Origin of the sequence: Candidatus Kaistella beijingensis, from assembly GCF_020084865.1 — a bacterium.
GTDB lineage: Bacteria > Bacteroidota > Bacteroidia > Flavobacteriales > Weeksellaceae > Kaistella > Kaistella beijingensis.
Genome location: NZ_CP071953.1, coordinates 1,375,588 through 1,397,299, shown reverse-complemented (window position 1 = coordinate 1,397,299; position 21,712 = coordinate 1,375,588). Strand labels below are relative to the sequence as shown.

At 38.6% G+C, this 21,712-nt stretch carries 13 protein-coding genes; 8 read left to right on the top strand and 5 right to left on the bottom strand.

Features of this window, described 5'->3' with window-relative positions:
• Window positions 1–4: 4 nt before the first annotated feature.
• The 4 genes from J4771_RS06470 to J4771_RS06455 all read right to left on the bottom strand — a co-directional run bounded on the left by J4771_RS06470 (window position 5) and on the right by J4771_RS06455 (window position 3,997).
• A complete protein-coding gene (locus tag J4771_RS06470) occupies window positions 5–433 on the bottom strand; it encodes a hypothetical protein (RefSeq protein WP_224137697.1) in 429 nt (142 codons plus the stop codon).
• A 35-nt stretch (window positions 434–468) separates the two neighbouring features.
• Window positions 469–1,320, bottom strand: coding sequence for a phytoene/squalene synthase family protein (locus J4771_RS06465; RefSeq protein ID WP_224137695.1), 852 nt, complete (start codon window positions 1,318–1,320; stop codon window positions 469–471).
• Between the two features lie 30 nt (window positions 1,321–1,350).
• Window positions 1,351–2,811: a phytoene desaturase family protein gene (locus tag J4771_RS06460; protein WP_224137694.1), complete on the bottom strand. Its 1,461-nt coding sequence runs from the start codon at window positions 2,809–2,811 to the stop codon at window positions 1,351–1,353.
• Window positions 2,812–3,025: 214 nt separating this feature from the next.
• On the bottom strand, window positions 3,026–3,997 hold the full coding sequence (locus tag J4771_RS06455; RefSeq protein WP_224137693.1) for a polyprenyl synthetase family protein: 972 nt from the start codon (window positions 3,995–3,997) through the stop codon (window positions 3,026–3,028).
• 394 nt (window positions 3,998–4,391) lie between these two features.
• Here J4771_RS06455 and J4771_RS06450 point away from each other — a divergent pair, with 394 nt between their 5' ends.
• Window positions 4,392–5,156, top strand: a complete 765-nt coding sequence (locus J4771_RS06450; protein WP_224137692.1) for an XRE family transcriptional regulator — start codon at window positions 4,392–4,394, stop codon at window positions 5,154–5,156.
• 56 nt (window positions 5,157–5,212) lie between these two features.
• Here the strand turns inward: J4771_RS06450 and J4771_RS06445 are convergent, their stop codons facing one another.
• Window positions 5,213–6,196: a lipoate--protein ligase gene (locus J4771_RS06445; RefSeq protein WP_224137691.1), complete on the bottom strand. Its 984-nt coding sequence runs from the start codon at window positions 6,194–6,196 to the stop codon at window positions 5,213–5,215.
• Between the two features lie 486 nt (window positions 6,197–6,682).
• On the opposite strand from J4771_RS06445, the gene J4771_RS06440 reads away from it, so the two are divergent.
• From J4771_RS06440 to J4771_RS06410, 7 genes are all read left to right on the top strand, one after another.
• A complete protein-coding gene (locus J4771_RS06440) occupies window positions 6,683–10,288 on the top strand; it encodes a T9SS type A sorting domain-containing protein (RefSeq protein ID WP_224137690.1) in 3,606 nt (1,201 codons plus the stop codon).
• A 394-nt stretch (window positions 10,289–10,682) separates the two neighbouring features.
• A complete protein-coding gene (locus J4771_RS06435; protein WP_224137689.1) occupies window positions 10,683–16,703 on the top strand; it encodes a YDG domain-containing protein in 6,021 nt (2,006 codons plus the stop codon).
• A gap of 256 nt (window positions 16,704–16,959) precedes the next feature.
• The gene (locus J4771_RS06430) at window positions 16,960–17,214 is read left to right on the top strand and encodes a hypothetical protein (protein WP_224137688.1); all 255 of its coding nucleotides are present in this window, start codon (window positions 16,960–16,962) and stop codon (window positions 17,212–17,214) included.
• A gap of 61 nt (window positions 17,215–17,275) precedes the next feature.
• Complete coding sequence (locus J4771_RS06425; RefSeq protein ID WP_224137687.1) at window positions 17,276–17,884, top strand: sugar transferase; 609 nt, start codon at window positions 17,276–17,278, stop codon at window positions 17,882–17,884.
• Complete coding sequence (locus J4771_RS06420) at window positions 17,881–18,495, top strand: acetyltransferase (RefSeq protein ID WP_224137685.1); 615 nt, start codon at window positions 17,881–17,883, stop codon at window positions 18,493–18,495. The genes J4771_RS06425 and J4771_RS06420 overlap by 4 nt, the downstream gene beginning before the upstream one ends.
• Window positions 18,488–19,621 (top strand): DegT/DnrJ/EryC1/StrS family aminotransferase, encoded by a 1,134-nt coding sequence (locus tag J4771_RS06415; RefSeq protein WP_224137780.1) that lies wholly within the window; start codon window positions 18,488–18,490, stop codon window positions 19,619–19,621. The genes J4771_RS06420 and J4771_RS06415 overlap by 8 nt, the downstream gene beginning before the upstream one ends.
• A gap of 120 nt (window positions 19,622–19,741) precedes the next feature.
• Entirely contained in the window at window positions 19,742–21,679 is a 1,938-nt protein-coding gene (locus J4771_RS06410) for a polysaccharide biosynthesis protein (protein WP_224137683.1), read from the top strand.
• Window positions 21,680–21,712: the final 33 nt, after the last annotated feature.

Here is a 21,712-nt window from a genome sequence, read left to right as displayed (position 1 = left end):
GCAATTATTTTATATTTAAACTTTTTTTGATCTCCGTTATCAATTCTGTGTCAGAAGATTTGGCCAGATTGTTTCTCAAAAACCGCTCATCTTCCATTAAATGTTGACTGTAGCCCAATATTTTAGGTGTTTTCTTTTGCGAAAGATACCTTAAAAATCTGATTTCTAAATTATTTGGGTCTGATTCAACTGCTTTTTCCAGATACTCTTTTCCTTTGTTGAAGTACGAAATTTTGGTTATTGGATTAAAGGAATGTTTGGCCTGAAAAAAATTCGCAACGCCATATAAAGCCAGATAGATTGGCATTTTGGTTTTTCTGAATTCCGCATCCATTTTCAGTAAAAATTTTTTAGATTCTGAAGCGGAATTTTCTGCACGCCCGATATCCGTTCTGTAGCCGAGAGGATTCTGCGCCTGTAGACCATTTGTCATTAGAAAAATCATTAACAGTATTAAATTTCTACTTTTCAAAACTTCACCAAATTAAAATTTTTGCTCACCATCATTTCGCCAAAGAGGTATAATTTCCGTGCATTGGAAACCCTGATTCTTTTTTTCATGAGGAGTTCGGGTTTACATTTACGGATTTTTTCAAAAAGACTGATATAATATTTGTAAGCCATAAAAACCGCTAACCGACTCGATAAAGGAAGTTGTTTTATCCCGATCAAGGCATATTTAAAATCGGCGGCAATATCTTCTTCAATCAATTTTTTATCGGCTGCCGAGAAACTTTGAAAATCGATTCCGGGGAAATAGGTTCTTTGCAAATCGTTGAAATCTGCATTGATATCCCTTAAGAAATTAATTTTTTGAAAGGCCGCACCCAAACTTTGCGCGTAGGGTTTCAGTTTTTCGTATTCATCCTGATTGCCATTGACGAAAACTTTAAGACACATCAATCCCACCACTTCGGAGCTGCCGTAAATATATTCACTGAACTTGGCATCGCTCATATCCTTAATTTCTCCTAAATCCATGCGCATCGACCGCAAAAAAGCGTCCACCAAATCCTGCGGAATATTTTTTTCCTTCTGGGTTTTGCAAAATGAGTACAGCACAGGATTTAAAGAAATTCCGTTGTAAAGAGCCTCACTGTAATTTCTTTCGAATTCGTTCAGCAGTTTCTCCTGATCATAATCGTGAAAAGTGTCCACAATTTCATCTGCCAGGCGAACAAAAGCATAAATGTTGTAGATGTGCTGACGAATTTCGGGTTTGAAGAGTTTTGAGGCCCTGGAAAATGACGTACTGTATCTTTCCGTGACCATTTTTGAGGTAACCGCTGAGATGTCGTGGAAAATATCTAAGTTATTCATGAGTAATCATTTTTGAGTTGATTTTATTCATCACTGTCCAAAATTTTTAAGAATGTAGTCCGTCACCACCTTTCCTGAAATAATTGCCGGCGGAACACCGGGTCCGGGAACGGTTAGCTGACCGGTATAAAACATATTTTTTATTTTTTTATTCCTGATAGAAGGTCTTAGAAATGAAGTCTGTAAGAGGGTATTTGCCAATCCGTATGCGTTTCCGCGGCAGGAGTTGTATCTTTCTTTAAAATCATTCACTCCGAAAGACCTTTTGAATAAAACGGCATCCTTTAAGTCTTCGCCGGTACATTTTTTAATTCTGTCGAGGATGATCCGGAAATATTTTTCTCTAATTTCTTCGCTGTCATCCAAATCCACGGCTAAAGGAATGAGAAAAAAACCTATTTCCATTCCCTCCGGAGCAAGTGAATCATCTGTTTTGCTGGAGAAGTTTGCATAGAATAAAGGTTTTTTGGGAAAAACTTTGGTATCATAAATTTCTTCAGCGTGCGCTTCGAAATCGGTATCGAAAAATAAATTATGGTGCAACAGGTGGTTTACTTTTCGATTGAACGCAACATAGTACAGAAGCGATGAGGGTGCGAACGTTTTTTTCTGCCAATATTCTTCTGTGTAGTTTCTATTTTCTGAAAGCAGTTTTTCCGTATGCGCATAATCAGCACCGGAAATTACGATGTCTGCGTTATACTTATTTTTTTCGGTGTTTACAGAGAAAATTTTTCCCTCTTTGTAATCAAATCCACCTACCTTTTCATTAACCTGAAAATTCACTCCCAATTCTTCTGCGAGTTTTACGATTCCCATTGATACAGCATTAAATCCTCCTTTCGGATACCAAGTTCCCAAACCGAAGTCTGCAAAATTCATGAAGTTATAAAAGGCGGGGGTTTTTGAAGGTTTTGCACCTAAAAACAAAACCGGAAATTCCAGAATACTTCTCAGTTTTGGGTTCTTGATCTTATTCCGGATTTGTCGGGAAATATTTTGAACGAATAAATTAAGTCGGGCAGCACTTTCAGCAGAAACCAGTTCCATGATGGATAGGCCCGGGTTGTACACCAAATTTTGCATGGCGACTTGATAATTTTTACCGGCTGCCTCAATAAATTTTAACACTTTATTTCCACTTCCTGGCTCTATACCTTCAAAGGTTTGCGTGATGTCATTTAAGTTATCGGCAATATCGATATAATCCTGTGGACCAAAAATGACTCTGTATGCAGGGGAAAGTTTTTCGAGTTGATAGTAATCGGACGGTTTTTTATCAAAGTCATTAAAAAATCTTTCGAATATATCGGGCATCCAGTACCAACTGGGACCCATATCAAAACGGAATCCTTTATGCTCCCATAAGGAAGCTCGGCCGCCCAATTGTTCATTCTTCTCCAGAACTGTCACTTGATAACCTGCCTTTGCCATGTAACAAGCCGAAGCAAGAGAAGAAAACCCGGAACCGATGATGATGACTGACTTCATAGAATATGTCGTATTGGCTAAAATTTATAGTCCAAATATATACTTTATGTTTAAATTGTAAAAAAATATTTTACCAATTTTTTAAATAGAATTTATAGATCAATCCTGCTCAAAATCTATTCAATGATTTTATTTTATATTGTTTTAATCAACAGATAATCATTTTTAAACGAACTGATTACTGCATCAAAATAGAATACAATCCTGTTGAATCCTACGACTCCCTTTTCAGCAGAAAGTGGGCAAGTTCAATTAAGGGTTTTTTCTTTTCGTCGTCCACTTTTATTTGATCGAGATGGTTTTTTGCAATATCAGTATGTTTGTGTATGAGTAAAAGTGCTCTTTCATCTGCTTTGGTACGTCGAAAAATCTGTTCTACGGCCTGTATTTTATCTTTATTTTGGTTTTCTGTGGCATACCAGTAATCTAAACGTTCAAGCTCTTCCTGAGTTGCGTTTTCTCTGGCTAAAATATAAAGAACCGTTTTTTTATTTTCTGCGATGTCACCTGCATGCACTTTTCCTATCTGTTGATCTTTACCGAAGACATCCAGGTAGTCATCCATCATTTGGAAGGCTATTCCGAGGTGTTTTCCGAAAGCGGAAATGTTTTCAGCTTCTGCGGAATCTGCCCCTGCAATCAAAGCTCCAATTTCAAAAGATGCAGCGCTTAAAACTCCAGTTTTATAGGTAATCATCTTTAAATAATCATCGAATGACACCTGTTTTTCTTTTTGAAAATTGATGTCGAGCTGTTGACCTTCGCAAAGTAAAAGACCGCTGCGAATAAATACCTGTAAACAGGAATGGTAAAGATCGGGCTCTAAATCTTCGAAAAATTTGATGGATTTCAGCAATAGGGCGTCACCAGTCAAAATACCCACGTTCAGTCCATACAACGTGTGAACAGTAGGTTTGTTTCTTCTTAACTCAGCTGCGTCCATAATGTCATCGTGAACCAGTGTAAAATTATGAAAGATTTCTATTCCAATAGCTGGTTTTAAAGCCTTTTGGTGATCGCCGCCAAACATCTCATTCGCCATCAGAACCATCATGGGGCGAATTCTTTTTCCGTGCTGAGAAGTAATATAATTAATGGGTTCGTAAAGCGGGTCAGACTTATCGGTAAAAGTATATTCGTGAATGGCTTTGGAAACGGTTTGCTGATAGTCTTTTATAAATTGCATACAATCAAGATTTGTAAAATTTTGCTAGGGTGCGTTTTTCTGAAATGAGCGTTTGGTAGGATCATTAAAATTAGTTTTTTTGGTGAAATATACCTGTTCTGTTTAAAGAAACGCCTGATTCAATAATTGGATGTGAAATTATGCAAATAATTTACCAATACAAAAATTTTAGTCCATTTATTTATCAATTTTTTTTAATCACATGGAATTGCTTTAATCGAACCTTTATACTGAATGAAATGGATGAGCTAAAAATGACCTGTGATGATATTTCTCGACATTCCTTGCCATACTCGGAATGAATTGATCGAGTTGGTGAGATGGTCATCAAATTTTTGGTGCACATTCGTTATTATAACAATATTTACTACATTTGTAGTTATAATTTATAACAATGTCAATCTTTTCAGAGAACATCAGGCTTTTAAGAGACCGCCAAAATCTTACCCAACAAAAAATTGCGGACGACCTTAAAATTACGCGCGGCAGATATGTAAAGTACGAGGACGGCAGTTCGGAACCGCCACTGGATTTGCTGTTGAAAATTGCCAAATATTTCAATGTCAGCATCGATATTTTGCTGAGTGTGGACATCAGAAAGTATCCTTTGGAGCAAATGGTCAAGATTTCTGAAAATAAAATTTTGGTTCCGGTTGCCGTAGATTCAAAAGGTGAAAATAAGATCGAAATTATTCCCACAAAAGCGTCGATGGGTTATCTGAACGGTTATCAAGATCCGGACTATATTGAAGGTTTGCAAACACTGTCGCTGCCGTTTTTGAGGAATGGCAAATTTCGGGCATTTCCGGCGGGTGGAGATTCGATGCCGCCCTACAAGGACGGAACCTATATTGTTGGCAAGTATGTGGAAAATATCGCCGACCTAAAAACAGACCGAACCTATATTTTTGTTACAGCGAATGACGGTATCGTGTATAAAAGGTTTCAGTTTCACGAAGGGAATTCGATATGCGTGAAATCGGACAACAATTTTTATGAGCCGTTTAAAATTCCGCTTCCAGAAATTTTTGAAATATGGGAGTTTGCCTGCAGCATCAGTACTCAGGAATACGAGCCGGAGAATGTCGAAGTAAGGGACGTGAAGGAAATGTTTTTGAGTTTGAAGGAGGAAATTTCTTTGTTGAGAGGTAAAAAATAACTTTCAGGTTTTTCAAGAAGTGGTGCGTTTTGCCTTATGACCACAATGCATGTCGTTTACTTAAATCCTTCCAAGACTTCATCTGGCGTAACTTTTCCAAAAAATGAGGTAAGATCGATCTTGCTGAATAACGCTTTAAGATTGTCGTTTTCGTGTTTCTGGCCGATCAGCATTTCTTCCAATTTTTCGATGGGTTCCGGTGCGAAGAAGTCGCCGAAGATTTTTGCTTTCTCTATTAATCCTTTGTGCACATCCAGATGCACTTCAATAAATCCTGCCGGAACTTTGATGGCTTTTTGGAAATTATAGTTGGGGGAAAACCCGAAATTCCAATCCCAGGTGCTGTACTTTTCTTCCACCAAGTGCTGAATCGCGTTGAGGTCGTCAACGGTGAGCACATATCTTTCTGCTCCGGGATTATTCTGAATAATTTCTTCGGTAAGCAGCTTTTTGAGATCTTCTGTGGTGGTTTCCTTTGGAAGATAGTTGATGAGGTTGGTTACCCGCGCACGATTGGATTTGGTGGCTTTGTCGATAAATTTCAGCGGATTGGTTTTAAGGGCTTCGGCAAGTATCTCCATTTCCGAATTGAGAAGGATGGTGCCGTGTTGGATCATTTTTCCCTTTTTAGCTAATTTGGCGTTTCCGCTAAATTTTTTGTCCTCCACCAGCAAATCATTTCTTCCTTTCAAAACTGCGGGAACTCCAAGTCTGTTCAAAAGATTAAGTACAGGTTTCGTGAACTGCGAGAAGTCGCCAAAATCCTGGTCGGTTAATAAAGTATGAAAAGAAAAATTGAGGTTTCCCAAATCATGATATACCGCGCCGCCGCCGGACATTCTTCGAACCACTTTGATCTCATTTTCTTTAACGTAATCTAAATTCACTTCGGCGAGGGTGTTCTGAAATTTTCCAACGATAATGGACGGAGCGTTCACGTAAAGAAGGAACAGGTCTTCTGTGGGAAAACGGGTGAGCAGATATTCCTCAGTTGCGATGTTGAAATAGGCGTTATGAGAGGGTGAGTCGAGGAGGAGCATAAGAAAATATTTTGACAAAAATAGGGAAAAATGTTGGGTGATGGTTGGGAAACTAACGCATCTTAATATTCCTGTTGCCTCTCCAAGACCCAGCGCTGCCGCTGCTCTCCAAGCGGCCACAAGCCTAATGTTTATCCTGAACCTACCTTATAAGAATGAACGATCTGCAAGATTCCTCCGGTCGTTGGCATGACAGCAGTTTTAATGGCGACAGAAATTTGGACAGTTTAAAAATAATTTGGCCATTGATGTAACTGATTATTTCGGAAAAATTTCGTCGGAAAACTTGATGGAAGGATTTAATTACTGACGCTATTCTGATGTTATGAATTCTTGCACTAAATAAATAAGGGAGATTTTAGCGAAAAAAAACTTTATTTTTTAACGTATTTTATGAAAAATAAGATATTAATTCATAAATTTGCCAATTAAAGTTTTGCTTTTTTATAAAAACATAATAACCACATCTATCTAAAACACCCTGCTATGAAAAATAAATCTATCTATTTACGCAGAAACCTGCATACATTCTGGATTTTTATATTTTTTACTTTTACAGCTTTTCCATTAAAAGCCCAGACTACTATTTACTCTGAGAATTTTAATTCATTGAATACGGGTTATTTAACTTCAATACCATACAGCGGATGGATGAGTAGTATAACACCAACGAATGGAGTAAGTGCAAACATTTGGGGAATATATGCATTAAATTATAATATTGATGGAAACTCGTTGATGATTGCTAATTATGATGGAGACAGCGTAATTCCGGGAAATTATAGAAATACAAATCCAGATACCTCAATTGTAGTGTATAGGACGATAAATACAAACAATTATGGTTCTATAACAATTAACTTCAACTGGAAAGCAGATGGGGAAAGAAGCCGTTTTGGTACTTATTATGATTATGGACAAGTAGTATATAGATTGGGAACTACAGGAACTTGGATTGCTATGGCAACAGGAGGACCAAATAATGATGGAAGATATTATGATAATTCCACGACCCAATCCGCAATAGTTTCTTTACCCTCATCGGTTGATAATACTATTTTTCAGATAGGTTTTCGATGGAACAATGATAATAGTACACGCAACCAACCAGGATTTGTTATCGATAATATTGTAATAAAAGGAATAACTGCTTGTACAGGCACACCTTCTGGTGGTACGATTTCTGCCGCTGTTAAATCATTTTGTGATTCAGGAAGTACAACGATTTCTGCGAGTGGTTATACTTCCGGCTTTAGTGGAATTACCTATCAATGGCAGAGTTCAACTGATGGAACTACGTTTACAAATATCGGAACTGCATCATCAACTTATACAAATTATACAACGCCAACCATTACACAAACCACTTGGTATCGATTGAAGGTGAATTGCTCTTTTTCAGCGAGTACAGCGTATTCAGATTCTGTTGCAATTATTATTGGAAAAGTCGCAAGTTGGGCCAACATCAACTCTGGGCTTGCAAGTGCAGTTTGTTCTGGAACTTCATTGACACCAACAGGACAGGTTTATATCTCAGGAATAACGGAAGCTGCGGGACAAGGAGTAGGAGTGTCAGCGGATTTTGGATATTCGACCACAAGCAGTGATCCTACCTCTTCTACTGGGTGGACTTGGGTTGCCGCAACTTTTAATTTGCAAAATGGTAATAATGATGAATTCAAATATTCCTGGACTCCTACGGTGGCAGGAACTTATAACTATACTTTCAGATTTAAATCGGGATCATGCGGTTTCGTATATGGCGGAGATAACGGTTTGTATAATGCATCAACTAGTCCGGTAAGAACATTAATCGTTGATAATGCTTTGGCAATTGCAAACCAACCGGTAGAGCAATTGGTTTGTGGTACGAACTATAGCCCGCTCACTATTGCTGTAACTGGCAGTAACGCTGCGTATCAGTGGTATGAGGGAAGCAACCCAGTTGGTAACAATTCAAACTCATATACTCCAACAAAGAATGGGACTTATCATGTTACGGTAACAAATTCTTGTGGAATGGTAACGAGTTCAAATGTATTGGTAACTTCAATCACCTACGGTGGATTGATGACCCAAAGTTCTGAGACGGGATATATGTGTGCTGCGTCCGAGTATCTGGTATATGGTCAGGTTTACCAAGAAGGTATTACGACAGCAACTAATGCTGTAACAGGACCATCTACAAAAATAGAAGTGCAGTTTGGTTACGGTACAGGATCTGCCGATCCTAGTACTTGGCCAGCTGCAAACTGGACAACTTTTACTCCTACTTTTAATGCTGGAGGTGGCGGAACGAATAACGATGAGTATGTAGTTGATTTCAGACCTACTATTGCTGGTACATATTATTACACGTATCGATTTAGAAATGCAGGATGCTCTTGGTATTATGTAGGATATTCAGCTTCAGGTGGTGGGCAATGGAACGGCACGACCAATATAAGCGGAGTAGTAACCGTGGGTGCTGCATCAACTTATAACAACGGTTGGGATCTAGGGACACCAAATGGAAATGGAATAGCTGCGATTATCAAAAGCGATTACGATAGCTCGGTTAATGGAAGTTTCAAGGCTTGTAACTGTACAGTAGATGCAGGTGCTACACTTACTATTGGTGCCAACTCTTTCGTGGAAGTTTTAAACAATATTACCAACACCGGCAATATCGTGGTGGAATCTAATGGAAACCTAATCCAAATTAACGATAGCGGTACTTTTATGGGTAACAATATCATGGTAAAACGCAACTCTACAATGAAACGGCTCGATTATACCTATTGGGGAACACCTGTGGACAATCAGCAGTTGAAAGCGTTTTCTCCACTTACCGTTAATAGCAGATTTTACAGATACAATGAAATTGACGATTCATTTACCACAATCGCCAATTCAGCACCAATGGTGCCAGGAAAAGGATATGTGATTCGTGCACCTGATAATTTTTCGCCGGCAAGCGCTTCAACATTTGTCGGCACTTTTACCGGTAAACCAAATAATGGTCTGATTCCGGGTGTGCCTGTTACTTATTCCGGTGCAGGAAAAGGGCGAAACTTGATTGGGAATCCCTATCCGTCCAATATCAATCTTGATTTATTAAAGGCAGATAATGTTGGCTTATTGACCGGAACTTTTTATTTCTGGACTAATTATGCAACTTGGACCGGTAATACCACCACCGGAAACGGAACCTTTGGAAGCTATAACGGAAACGGTTATGCATCTTATTCCGGAGTGGGTGGAGTAAGTGCCACCACTTCTACGGGAGCATCTGTTGGGCCAGCTCCATCAAATATAATTAAAGTTGGACAAGGTTTTCTTGCGGAAGTAGCTCAAAATGGTTCGGTTCAGTTTAAAAACCATATTCGTACCGAGCTGGGAAATGCGGCGCCTTTCTTTAATAAAGGAACAGGTGCGAACAACGAAAAATCTAGATTCTGGTTGAATTTAATCACACCAATCGACACCAAAAATACGGTTTTGATCGGATATGTCGAGGGCGGTACAAATGGTTATGATGCGGGTTATGATGCCATTTTCCCTGGAAACGGCAACGACCAGTTCTTTATGATGAATGAGAATAAAAGGTTATTGATTCAAGGGCGACAGTATCCGTTCGCAGATAGCGATGTGGTGACTTTGGGAATGAGCCATTTCCAGGATGGTAATTACACCATTTCACTCGGCGATCGGGAAGGTGTTTTTGCGGGAGGTCAGGCGATTTACTTAAAAGATAATCAAACCGGAATCATCACCAATCTGTCTGAAGCATCCTACACCTATACAAGTGTTGCAGGGTTAAACAATAACCGTTTCGAAATTATTTACAAACCGGGCGCGGTGCTTGCCACAGACAGTAATGCAAAAGATGGAGTTTTAATATATCGAGACGGAGCAGATTTTGTGGTACGTTCAGATAGCGGTTCTATCAGTACGGTAGAGGTTTTTGATACCTCTGGTAGAATGTCTCTCCTAAAGAAAAGTAATTCTAGCGAGGTGAGATTCCCTGCTGCTGATTTCGTGGATGGAATCTATGTTGTGAACGTCATTTTGAAAAACGGTGATCAGTATAGCAAGAAGATTCGAAAATAAGAAAAACAAGTAAATATAGCAAGACGCCTTTTTTAGGGCGTCTTTTTTTGTTTTAATTACCACCCATGTCAATCGAGCGGAAATCTTCCCCTCCTTTGGAGGGGTGGTGCGTCGGCGCAGCCAGCAGCTGGGTGGTTGCTTCCTATCAATCCCACTACCTCGCCAAACTCATCAATCCCTTTACAACAAGCCGTTTAAGAATAATTTTCTTCTGTAAACCTTTTTGTTGTTGGGTTTTATTCAAAGAATGTAATAATATGCATGTTTTTCGGCGGATTGTATAAACCAATTTTGCAAACCGTTGAAAAAAGGGTAGTCATTTTAATAAATAATTAACAAAAATTTAAAAATTGAAATTAAAAAAAATGTAATTTTGCACCCTAAATTCTTTGAGATGAAGACAAAGCTATTTTCTTTATATAAATTATTTTTCCTGGTACTGCTGATTGTGGCGGTGAAAGGGTGGGGGCAGACGACGGTTTTTTCGGAGGATTTTGGTAATCCTTCTGCAAATACGTCAGTAAATATATACACGGGATTTCAGAATTATGGTGTTCTTAACTTTACGGCAGGTACTTCGGGAACAGACGTTAGGACTAGTACTCCAAGTACTACTTATGCTGGCGCATCAGGAAATGGCAATGTTTTACTAAACGTTATCACAAAGTATATTGAAATTTCGGGAATCAACACTACAGGTTATACTGGTCTTCAATTATCAGTAGGATTACGAAAAGCAACTAATGCAGCGACCCAGCCGATTAAAGTTGAGTTAAGTTCTGATGGCATTAATTACAGTCAATTAACATATACAAATCTTAGTACCGGAACTGGTACGGCCGGTTGGTATTTACGTAGTATGACAGGTTTGCCTTCAACCTCAAATCTGAGAATCCGTTTTACTGGAAATGAGGGTATTAATACTGCGGGTATTGATGATGTTATTTTAAAAGGTACTTTATCCTGCACTAACCCAACAATTACCATGAACCCAAGTGATACAGCAGTTCTCGTTCCGGCCACAGCCAACTTTACTGTCGCGGCTTCTGGTTTATCACTTACCTATCAATGGCAAGTTTCCACAAATAGTGGAACGACATGGAGTGATATTAGCGGTGAAACATCAAGTAGTTATACCACACCAGCAACTACCACCGCAATGAGTGGGTATCAATACCGCGTAAAAGTTTCTTCGGGAACTTGTAGTGTAACTTCCAATCCGGCAACTTTAACTGTGACCACATCATCACCGCCAGTAGTTACTGGAGCTTCATACACAGGTACTGTTGATACTTCATTTTCGCAGACAATTTCAGCAACGAATAACCCAACAAGCTATACGCTTACTGGAACATTGCCTCCAGGAATTTCTTTTGATTCGGGAACAAGAATTTTTTCGGGTATACCAACTACCGCAGGTAATTATTCTGTAGATGTTACTGCAACAAATGCCAATGGAACGAGTTCCCCGGCGACTTTTACTTTTAATATTGGAAAAGCCAATCAAACCATAACTTTTGGCAGTTTAGTAAACGCGGAGTATGGGTCGGCTTATATAACATTGTCAGCCAATGCAACATCAGGTTTGACAATAACTTATACAAGTTCAAATCCTACCGTAGCATCCGTTTCTGGGAATATGTTAACCATTCTTAAAGCTGGTACAACTAACATTACTGCCTCGCAAAGCGGTAATTCAAATTGGAATGCGGCGACTGCTGTATCGCAAAGTTTCACTGTAGATAAAAGACCTCTCACTATAACCGGTGTTTCTGCAAACAATAAAACTTACGATGCAAATACTACCGCCATTCTAAACGGCTCGCCTACACTCAATAATAAAGTTACTGGTGACGATGTTGCATTATCGCCTTCAGTAAATGCAAACTTTAATAATAAAAATGCAGGGAACGGTAAACCGGTTACCACAAACTTTATGTTAACTGGGGCAAGTGCAGACAATTACTTGCTCACTCAACCCACACTTACGGCAAACATCACCAAAAAAGATTTAAATATTACCAATGCTACAGCACAGAACAAAGAATATGACGGAACAAATGCCGCAACAATAAGCGGGGGAACAATAACGGCGGGTGTTTTAAGTGGCGATACTGTAAACCTTTCTGCCGGCACGGGAACTTTCGCACAAACCAATGTGGGTAATAATATCGTTGTAACTGCAAATTACACCATTTCAGGAACCGATGCGGGAAACTATAACTTAATTCAGCCAACAGGACTTTTCGCAAATATTACTTTAGGAACTCCTCAATTTACAACCTCTACAATTACACTATCAGTAGGCGGTACTTACGACTTGCCGGGTGCAAATATTACTTCTACATCTAATGGAACTTTAAGTTATTCGATTTCAAACAACGGTTTTGCTACGCTATCTGCTTCTGCACCTTGGCAAATAATTGGCGCAAATGCCGGTACAGAAACTTTAACCGTAAACCAAGCAGCTACAAGCAATTATAAAGCCGGAAGCACCACAGTAAACGTAGTCGTAAGCGCAATTACGTATGTAAATGGTGATTATAGAACCAACCCAGCTTTTTTGGGCAATATTTTCTTTAATTCAACTAATGCTCAATCTAGTATATATCCTTGGCAAAGATGGAATGGCAGTACTTGGGTAGATGTTACAGGCCCAAGTGCATCATTTTCCCCACAGAATTTAACAACAAAACCGGAAACAATTTATTTAAATAGTGGTTCTGTTAATGTTGCAGGTGGAGCAACATATAATAATATTATTGTTGAAGGAGGATATGTTTATTCAGCCGATACTACTACAGGGTTAAGAATTGCAGATGGAAAGTCCTTGGATATTAAAGCAGGTACCGTTGAGGTAATTGGATATTTTTCAATTGGTGCAGGAACAAATTTATATGTACGCAAAAATGCAACTTTAACAATCGGAAGCGCATACTATAATTTTGTTCGAAATGCGACCTCCAAATTCACTGTTGAAGATGAAGGTTATGTTTTCATTAACAATTATTTACAAAATCTTTGGACAGGTGATGAGAATTTTGCAGGTCTATCGGTTTTCTCCTTTACCAAATGGGATCAGACGCAAAAATTATTTAATAATGAAGTTAATATTACCAATAATAGTTTAGGAACAAAATTCGGTTATTTAGATATTGACATAGGAACTTCTGGGATTGCTGGGAATTGGACGGTCTTCCCAAATGAAACCTTTAAATTGACAAATAAAGATTTTTCAATTAAGAGTGATGATACTTCTAATAATATGAATCTAAACGCCGGTACAATTGACATAGGTGGTGATTTTATTATAAAAGGTGCAGGTACTATACAGATCCAGACTACAACCGGTTCTTCAAAAAATATTAATGTTAATGGAAACTTATCAAAAAGTGGCTCTGGTAAAACAGTTTTACAACTAGCTGGTGGTAGTTTAAAAATGACACTGAACGTATTGAAAAATGTACAATTAGATGGAGGATCAATTATTTTAAGTCAAGTAGCTGGAGGTATAGGAGAACTGAATGTTTTGGGTGATCTAAACATTAATTCTGGTGATTTAGATATGAACAAAGCCAGTGGAACAGGTACGATAAACTTGAGTGGAAATTTAAATTTGAGTGGAAATTTATTTGCAACTTCTAATAGTACTAATACAAAATTTAATTTTGTGCGTAATGGTGGTACCGCAAGTAACGCACAAAATATCAATGCAATAAATCAATTAACTGCATCGAACATTGCGTTTAATGTCAGTAAAGGTTACACAAAATTAATTAATAATAATCTCACTTTGGGCGACAAGTCTACTTTTAGAGTAAGTACAGGCGCAACATTCGATTTTGGATTCAATAACCCTGTTGCACCAAATATTCCCGATCCACTTCTTATCAAATTCAACGGAACTTCGCAAACCTTTACTAATGAGGACAGTAGTACGCTTGTCATCACTTCCCCAGATGGTATCACGAATACTGCAAATACTGGAAATGTGCAAACCCCAGCTGCAGGTAGAACGTATGCAACAAATGCGACCTATCATTATAAAGGAAAAAAGAACCAGTTTACCGGGAATGGTTTGTCTTCTAATTCATCTAGCAAATACGTCATTGTAGAATTAGATACTAAAAATCCACCATTAAACGACGATCTTGAATTCAAATCAAACAACGGAATTATTAAATTTTCAAGTGCCGGAAAACTTGAAATCAGAACAGGAAAAGTTATTGATGATTCTGGTTATGGATTTGCTGATGCTACTGCGGAAGATGGTGAATTAATAATGTCGGGAGGGCGATATAAGATTTATCGAAGTGGTGTTCAGCCAAGTCTCGGTGGAAATTATACTTTGACAGGTGGGATTATTGAATTTGCTGGCGACAAGCCAATTCAAGCAAGAGCAAGCAACCCTCCAAAACAGTACCTCAATGTGGAAGTTTCTGGCTCCGATGTTTCCGCAGGAACCACCTCAACATCAGGACTTACATTTCAGTCGGGCGGTAAGTTTACGGTAAAAGGAATAGATCCTAATAATTCGGCAATTACAGGAACTTTCAAAGTTGCCAATCCCGATGGGTTTTCTGGTGGTTCTACTACAGCGATAAAAGCAACCAACAACCCAACGATAGAACTTTTACCAAATTCAATAATTGAATATAACGGTGTTACAACTTCACCTGTAGAACAAATTGTGACAAACAAAGCAGTTTCCAAACCAGCAGATGCTCATTACGCCAATTTGAAAATTTCAGGTAGTGGTACCAAAACCGCCACCGGCGAAACCATCGTCAACGAAATGACCACCGTCTCTGCAGCCGATGCAACGTTGAAAGTTCCTGCAACTGCCGATTTTAATGGTACAACCGCTCCACAACCCAATGTCTTTTGGGCAAAAGGAGGTATCGACAATACCAATGGAACCACCGGAAATTTCTTTTTAGATAACAACGCGATACTCATGCAGAATGATAATGCCGATAATTCCAAAGCCAAAATCGAGCAACACCGCTTCTCTTTAATGAAGCGGCAGGAATATACGTATTGGGGTTCGCCTGTACAGGGACAGATTTTCAAAGGTTTCTCGCCAAATACAATTTCTACGAGATTCTATACCTACAATGAGATAGACGGATCGTTTGCTTCTGTGCCGAATTATGCCACCACCTCGTTCGTTCCAGCCAAAGGATATGCGATTCGGGCACCAAACAACTGGAACACCAATACTCGAGAATTTTGGCAGGGAAAATTCATCGGAAAACCAAATAATGAGAATGATAATATTACTTTTCCACTGGAATATCATGCAGCAATCCCATCACCTAACGGTAGAGAAAGGGCTGGACTTAATATGGTTTCCAATCCGTTTCCTTCAAATATAGATTTAAGCAAACTAGTTGCCGAAAACACATCCGTGGTTGATGGAGTTTTCTATTTCTGGACAAATACCAATGCGGTAACCGGTACCGTTATATCTACAGGAAATGGCTCTTATAGCAATTATACTGCTAATAATTACGCAACTTTAAACTTTCTAGGGGGAGTTCCTGCGGCCGGTAGTGCAAGCGGCTCATCGGCATATCCTACTAAAATTGTGAAACCAGGACAAGGATTCCTTATTCTGGCAAAACCTGCAGTTGAAAATATGAATGCAGATGAGAAAAAGCTCAAGTTCAATAACAGCATAAGAACCAAGGAAAATATAGATGGTTCAAAGTATTCTGTGTTTTTCAACTCCAGATCTGCGAACAGCAATTCGACCGATCGTTTTTGGCTCTACCAAACTTCACCCGTTGGAAACAAGAATATATTGCTAATCGGTTATGCAGAGGGAAGCTCAAACGATTTTGATCTTGGATATGACGCACCTGCAATGAGCTCAAACGATAGCTTTTACAGTTTGGTGGATGATCAAAAATTGGCGATTCAGGGTAGAATTTATCCACTCTTAATTGACGATGTAGTACACCTGGGATCCAACAATTTCAGCGTAGGAACTTATACCATTGGAATTGAATATAAAGAAGGTATTTTTGCGACCAACCAGAAAATATATCTTAGGGATAAATTGCAAGGAATTGTAACAGACTTAAGTGAAGGTTCATACAGCTACACCGCAAATGAAGGCGAGTTGCTGAACCGGTTTGAGATAATCTACAAACCCCAAACTACTTTAGCAACTGGTGAAAATTCAAATCAAAATGTAATGGTGTACCGCAATGGGAAAGATTTTGTAGTGAAATCTTTGAATAAGCAGATCAACAGTGTTGAGGTTTTCGACACGGTTGGTCGCCTAATCATTCATAAACGAGGTAATAGCAAAGAAGTCATCATTAGCGGTAAAGATATCGCCGCCGGAGTTTATATTTTAAAAATTAATCAGGGTTCATCAACATCAATTAGGAAAATTAGAAATTAAAAGATGCATAATGGTAGAACACCTCCACCATTAGTATTTTATTGATTTTCTAATTGAAAGTAAAAAACAGAAATATAAAAAGTGTTATTGTAAAATTAATTAATAACATATTAAATGATTTAACTGATATAAAGACTCTAAACATCTTGATAAATACGTAATAAAAATTTTAATAAGAAAAAAAAGAATTTGATTTTTTTTTAACATTTGTTTTAGATTAATCATTATTTGATATATTTGCATCTGATTATTTACAATGAAAAAAACACTTTTTATATTAATATTGCTGATTTATGGGTTCTCCCATGCACAAGAGGAAACGAACCGATTTAAGGAGTCAGAAAGCACTGGAGCATCAGTTAGTGCAAACTCTTCGGCTCCAGCTGAAGAGTTTAAAGGCCCTCCGGGAGACGATGATTTACCCATCGACGACTACATCCCCCTTCTTGCCATTACGGCAATAGGCATTATTGTATATGTATCTTACCGAAGAAAATCGCTCGCTAGATAGACTCAAAAACCGAAATAAGGATCGGGTTTTTTCACCAAAATATCTAACCAAACCATACTGAATGTACGAATCTCAACTCAAACCCCTTATCGACTTTCTGGTAGCTTTTACTGCACTGATCATATTCAGTCCGCTGTTTTTGGTTATTGCGATTATGTTGACGGTTTGCAACGGGGGAACACCTTTTTTTCTACAGAAAAGACCTGGGAAAGACGGTAAGATTTTCAATATCATCAAGTTCAAGACCATGCGCGACCAGAAAATGGTGGGCGGTAGAATGCTTACCGATTATGAAAGGCTTACCTTTGTGGGAAAAGCCGTAAGAAAAACTTCGCTGGATGAGATTCCACAGTTGATCAATGTGCTGAAAGGTGAAATGAGCTTGGTAGGTCCACGTCCGTTGTTGCCGGAATATCTTTCGCTCTATAATGAAGAGCAGCGGAAAAGGCATTATGTAAAACCCGGCATTACAGGTTGGGCGCAAGTGAATGGCAGAAATGCACTTTCATGGGAAGAGAAGTTTAAATATGATGTGGAATATGTAGAGAAAATCTCGCCAAGTCTGGATGCTAAAATTGTTTTGGTGACCATGGAAAAGGTGGTAAAAAGACATGGCGTGAATGCCAACAACTACATGACGATGGAGGCCTTTAAAGGAAACGTAGCATGATCTTATACGGAGCGAGAGGTCAGGCAAAAGTCATTTACGACCTTATTCTTTCAAATAACCATCTTTTGGAATATTTGGTAGATGACCATCCACCAAAAACCTTTCCTCACAATCTAGCTGTTTACCAGCCTACAGACGATTTGCTTCGCAACCAAAAAGTGATCATCGCTATTGGAGTAAACAAAATCAGAGAGAAAATTTACGAGAAAATAAAAGACCTTTGCGAATTTGAAACCATGCAGCATCACAGCGCCTACGTTTCCAGATTTACAGAGATGGGAGAGGGAACGGTGATCATGCCTAAAGTCTGCATCAATGCCGAGGTAAAAATAGGTAAACACTGTATTATCAACACTGCAGCAGTTATTGAGCATGAGTGTGTGATTGGCGATTTCGTGCACATTTCGCCCAACGCTGCACTTGCAGGAAATATTACGGTAAAGAAGGGTGCACATGTTGGATTGGGTGCCAATATTATACAGGGAATTACAATTGGTGAACATGCGATAGTAGGAGCTGGAGCGGTAGTGTTGTGTGATGTGCCCGATCATGCGGTAGTGGTGGGAAATCCTGCACGTATTATTAAAATGAATGAAGCAGAACATGGATAAGAAAATATGGCTCTCTTCTCCCCACATGGGTGGAGCAGAGATGAAATATATTCAGGCAGCCTTTGATGAAAACTGGATCTCTCCTTTGGGTCCCAATGTAAATGGCCTTGAACAAGATTTGGAACGATTTCTTGATGCCAATGTGCATGTTGCAGCTTTAAGTTCCGGTACTGCAGCACTTCATCTTTCACTTATTTTGCTAGGAATTAAAGCGGGCGATTACGTGATCTGTCAGTCCCTTACTTTTTCAGCATCTGCCAATCCGATTATCTATATGGGAGCAATTCCAATTTTTGTGGATAGCGAGAAAGATACTTGGAATCTTTGTCCGAACGCAGTAGAAGATGCCATCAAATTTGGGATTTCAAAAGGGAAAAAGCCTAAAGCAATTATTGCAGTATCGCTTTACGGGATGCCCTATAAAGTGGATGAGATTAAGGAGATTTCCGAGCGTTATGAAATCCCGGTTATTGAAGACAGCGCCGAATCTTTGGGAAGCGCCTACAAAAACCAAAAGTGCGGAACGTTTGGAGATTTGTCGGTTTTAAGTTTTAACGGAAATAAAATCATCACCACTTCTGGTGGCGGTGCGTTGATCGTGAAAAACAAGGAATTTAAAAATAAGGCGGTTTTTCTTTCTACACAGGCGAAAGATGACGCTCCCCATTATGAGCATACCAACATTGGTTACAATTACCGCATGAGTAATATCTGTGCAGGAATTGGTCGCGGACAAATGGAAGTGCTGGAAAAGAGAATTGCGAAAAGAAGAGAAAATCACAACATCTACAAAAGAATATTTAAAGATGTTGAACATTTTACTTTACATACAGAACCGGATGCCGATTACTTCTCAAATCATTGGTTGAGTGTGGTATGCATAAATCCAAATGGTGATATCAACAGCGACGCCATTAGGCTTAAATTTCTTGAAAAAAACATAGAAACGCGACCAATATGGAAACCCATGCATCTGCAGCCTGTCTTTAAGGACACTCCTTATTTCGGATCAGGCCTTTCCGAAAGACTTTTCGAGAACGGTTTATGCCTTCCCTCTGGCTCTAATTTGGATGCTAATGATTGGGAGCGTATTAAAGATTCATTTGATATGGTATTTAAATCATAGTTATTAAATAATAATTATGACTTAATATTTCGTAAATTTGCCACATCATTAAAAAAATCACATAGAATAAGATGAAAAAAAATCTATGTTTCTAAACAAAAAAAATAACGGGTACTCAATATGAATTATCGTAAAAACTTTACTAAAAGAATCTACGGTGGCGATAATATTGTAAACCTTTCAGACGTAAGATATCTACCCCGATGGATCATTTTGGCAATTGATATTGGTCTTATATTTCTTGCCACGCTTTTTTCCTGCTACATTATTGAGAAATTAAGTTATAATAAGGATGTTTTTTATAACAATGTGAACATGTACGCTCTGATTATAGGAGTGAATTTAGTTTACATGTATTTATTCAGAACCTATGCGGGAATCATTCGACATTCTACTTTTATCGATCTTTTTAAACTTCTGTTAGCTACTTTCTGCAGTACTGTAACAGTTGCTGTAATTAGTTACGGTTACTACTTGTTATTTGGCATAAAACTCATCATTGCACACATTCCTTTTTTGAGTATATTTTTTGCCTCGTCGTTCATGATCTTATTTATGTTCAGACTTTTTGTAAAGGAGTTTTTCCATATCGTGCGTGAATTTAGACGAAGTACACTTAAGAAAAGGATTTTGGTTTTAGGTGTTGACGAAACCTCCATTGCCATTGCACGTGCTGTTTTGGATAATCCAAATTTGCCGTATCATATTGTAGGATTCCTTACCCAAAGGCACGATTCCAGGCGAGCTCACCTTTTGGGGAAACCTATTTTCAGTAAGGAAAAAATTGAACGCAACGATAAAGAAGATCTTGCATTGGACGGTGTTTTGATTATTAAAGAAATGATGTCCAAAGAGGAAATGAACTCTTGGGTGAATCTTTTTCTGGAAAAAGACTTGCAGGTCTTTAAAGCACCTTCTGTTCAGAAATTGCGCGACAGCGATTTAGGAGCTTCGATTAAAACGCTGCAAATCGAAGATTTGCTGAATAGAAAACCGATTAAGATTGAAAATGAAGAAGTAAAAAGAAGACATTTCGGCAAAAACATCCTTATTACAGGCGGAGCAGGCTCCATTGGAAGCGAAATTGTTAGACAGGTTTCGCAATTTGAACCTGAATTGGTTGTAGTACTGGATCAGGCCGAAACTCCCCTCTATGAAGTTGAGCTGGAAATGCGAGAAAAATTCCCAAACATTCACTTTAAATTTGTTTTGGCAGACATCTCGAATCGACACAGGATAGAACCACTTTTCCAGAAGTACAATTTTTCAATGGTGTATCATGCGGCGGCGTATAAACACGTTCCCTTGGTTGAACAAAACCCACATGAGGCTATTTTAGTTAATATTTTGGGAACTAAGAACTTGTCTGTACTTGCCAGCAAATATAAGGTCAACCGTTTTGTGATGATTTCAACCGATAAGGCGGTAAATCCAACCAACGTAATGGGCGCATCCAAAAGGGCGGCAGAACTTTTCGTTCAGGCATTACAGAAAACGGAGGGTAATACAACTAAGTTTATCACGACGCGTTTTGGGAATGTTTTAGGCTCAAACGGGTCTGTAATTCCCCATTTCAAAAAACAGATTGAAGCAGGCGGTCCTATCACGATCACCCACCCCGATATTGTACGTTATTTTATGACTATTCCTGAAGCGTGCGACCTGGTTTTACAGGCAGGGACAATGGGGAATGGTGGAGAAATTTTTGTTTTTGACATGGGGGAACCTGTGAAAATTCTAGATTTGGCAACCAGAATGATCAAGCTTTCCGGATTTGAACCCAATACCGACATTAAAATTATCTACACGGGTCTTCGTCCGGGTGAAAAACTTTACGAGGAGCTCTTAAGCGATGACGCTAAGACCTTACCAACGCACAATGAGAAGATCATGGTATCTAAAGATCCTACCATGGCGTTTGATGAAATTGAACAGTATGCAAACCGAATTACCAAAGCCGCTTTAAGAAGGGAAAAAGTAGAAGTGGTACAGATTTTGAAAAGCATTGTTCCCGAATTTAAAAGCAACAATTCAATCTACGAAGTTTTGGACAAGTAAGATAGAATCGTATATTTGCAAAATATTTTTTCT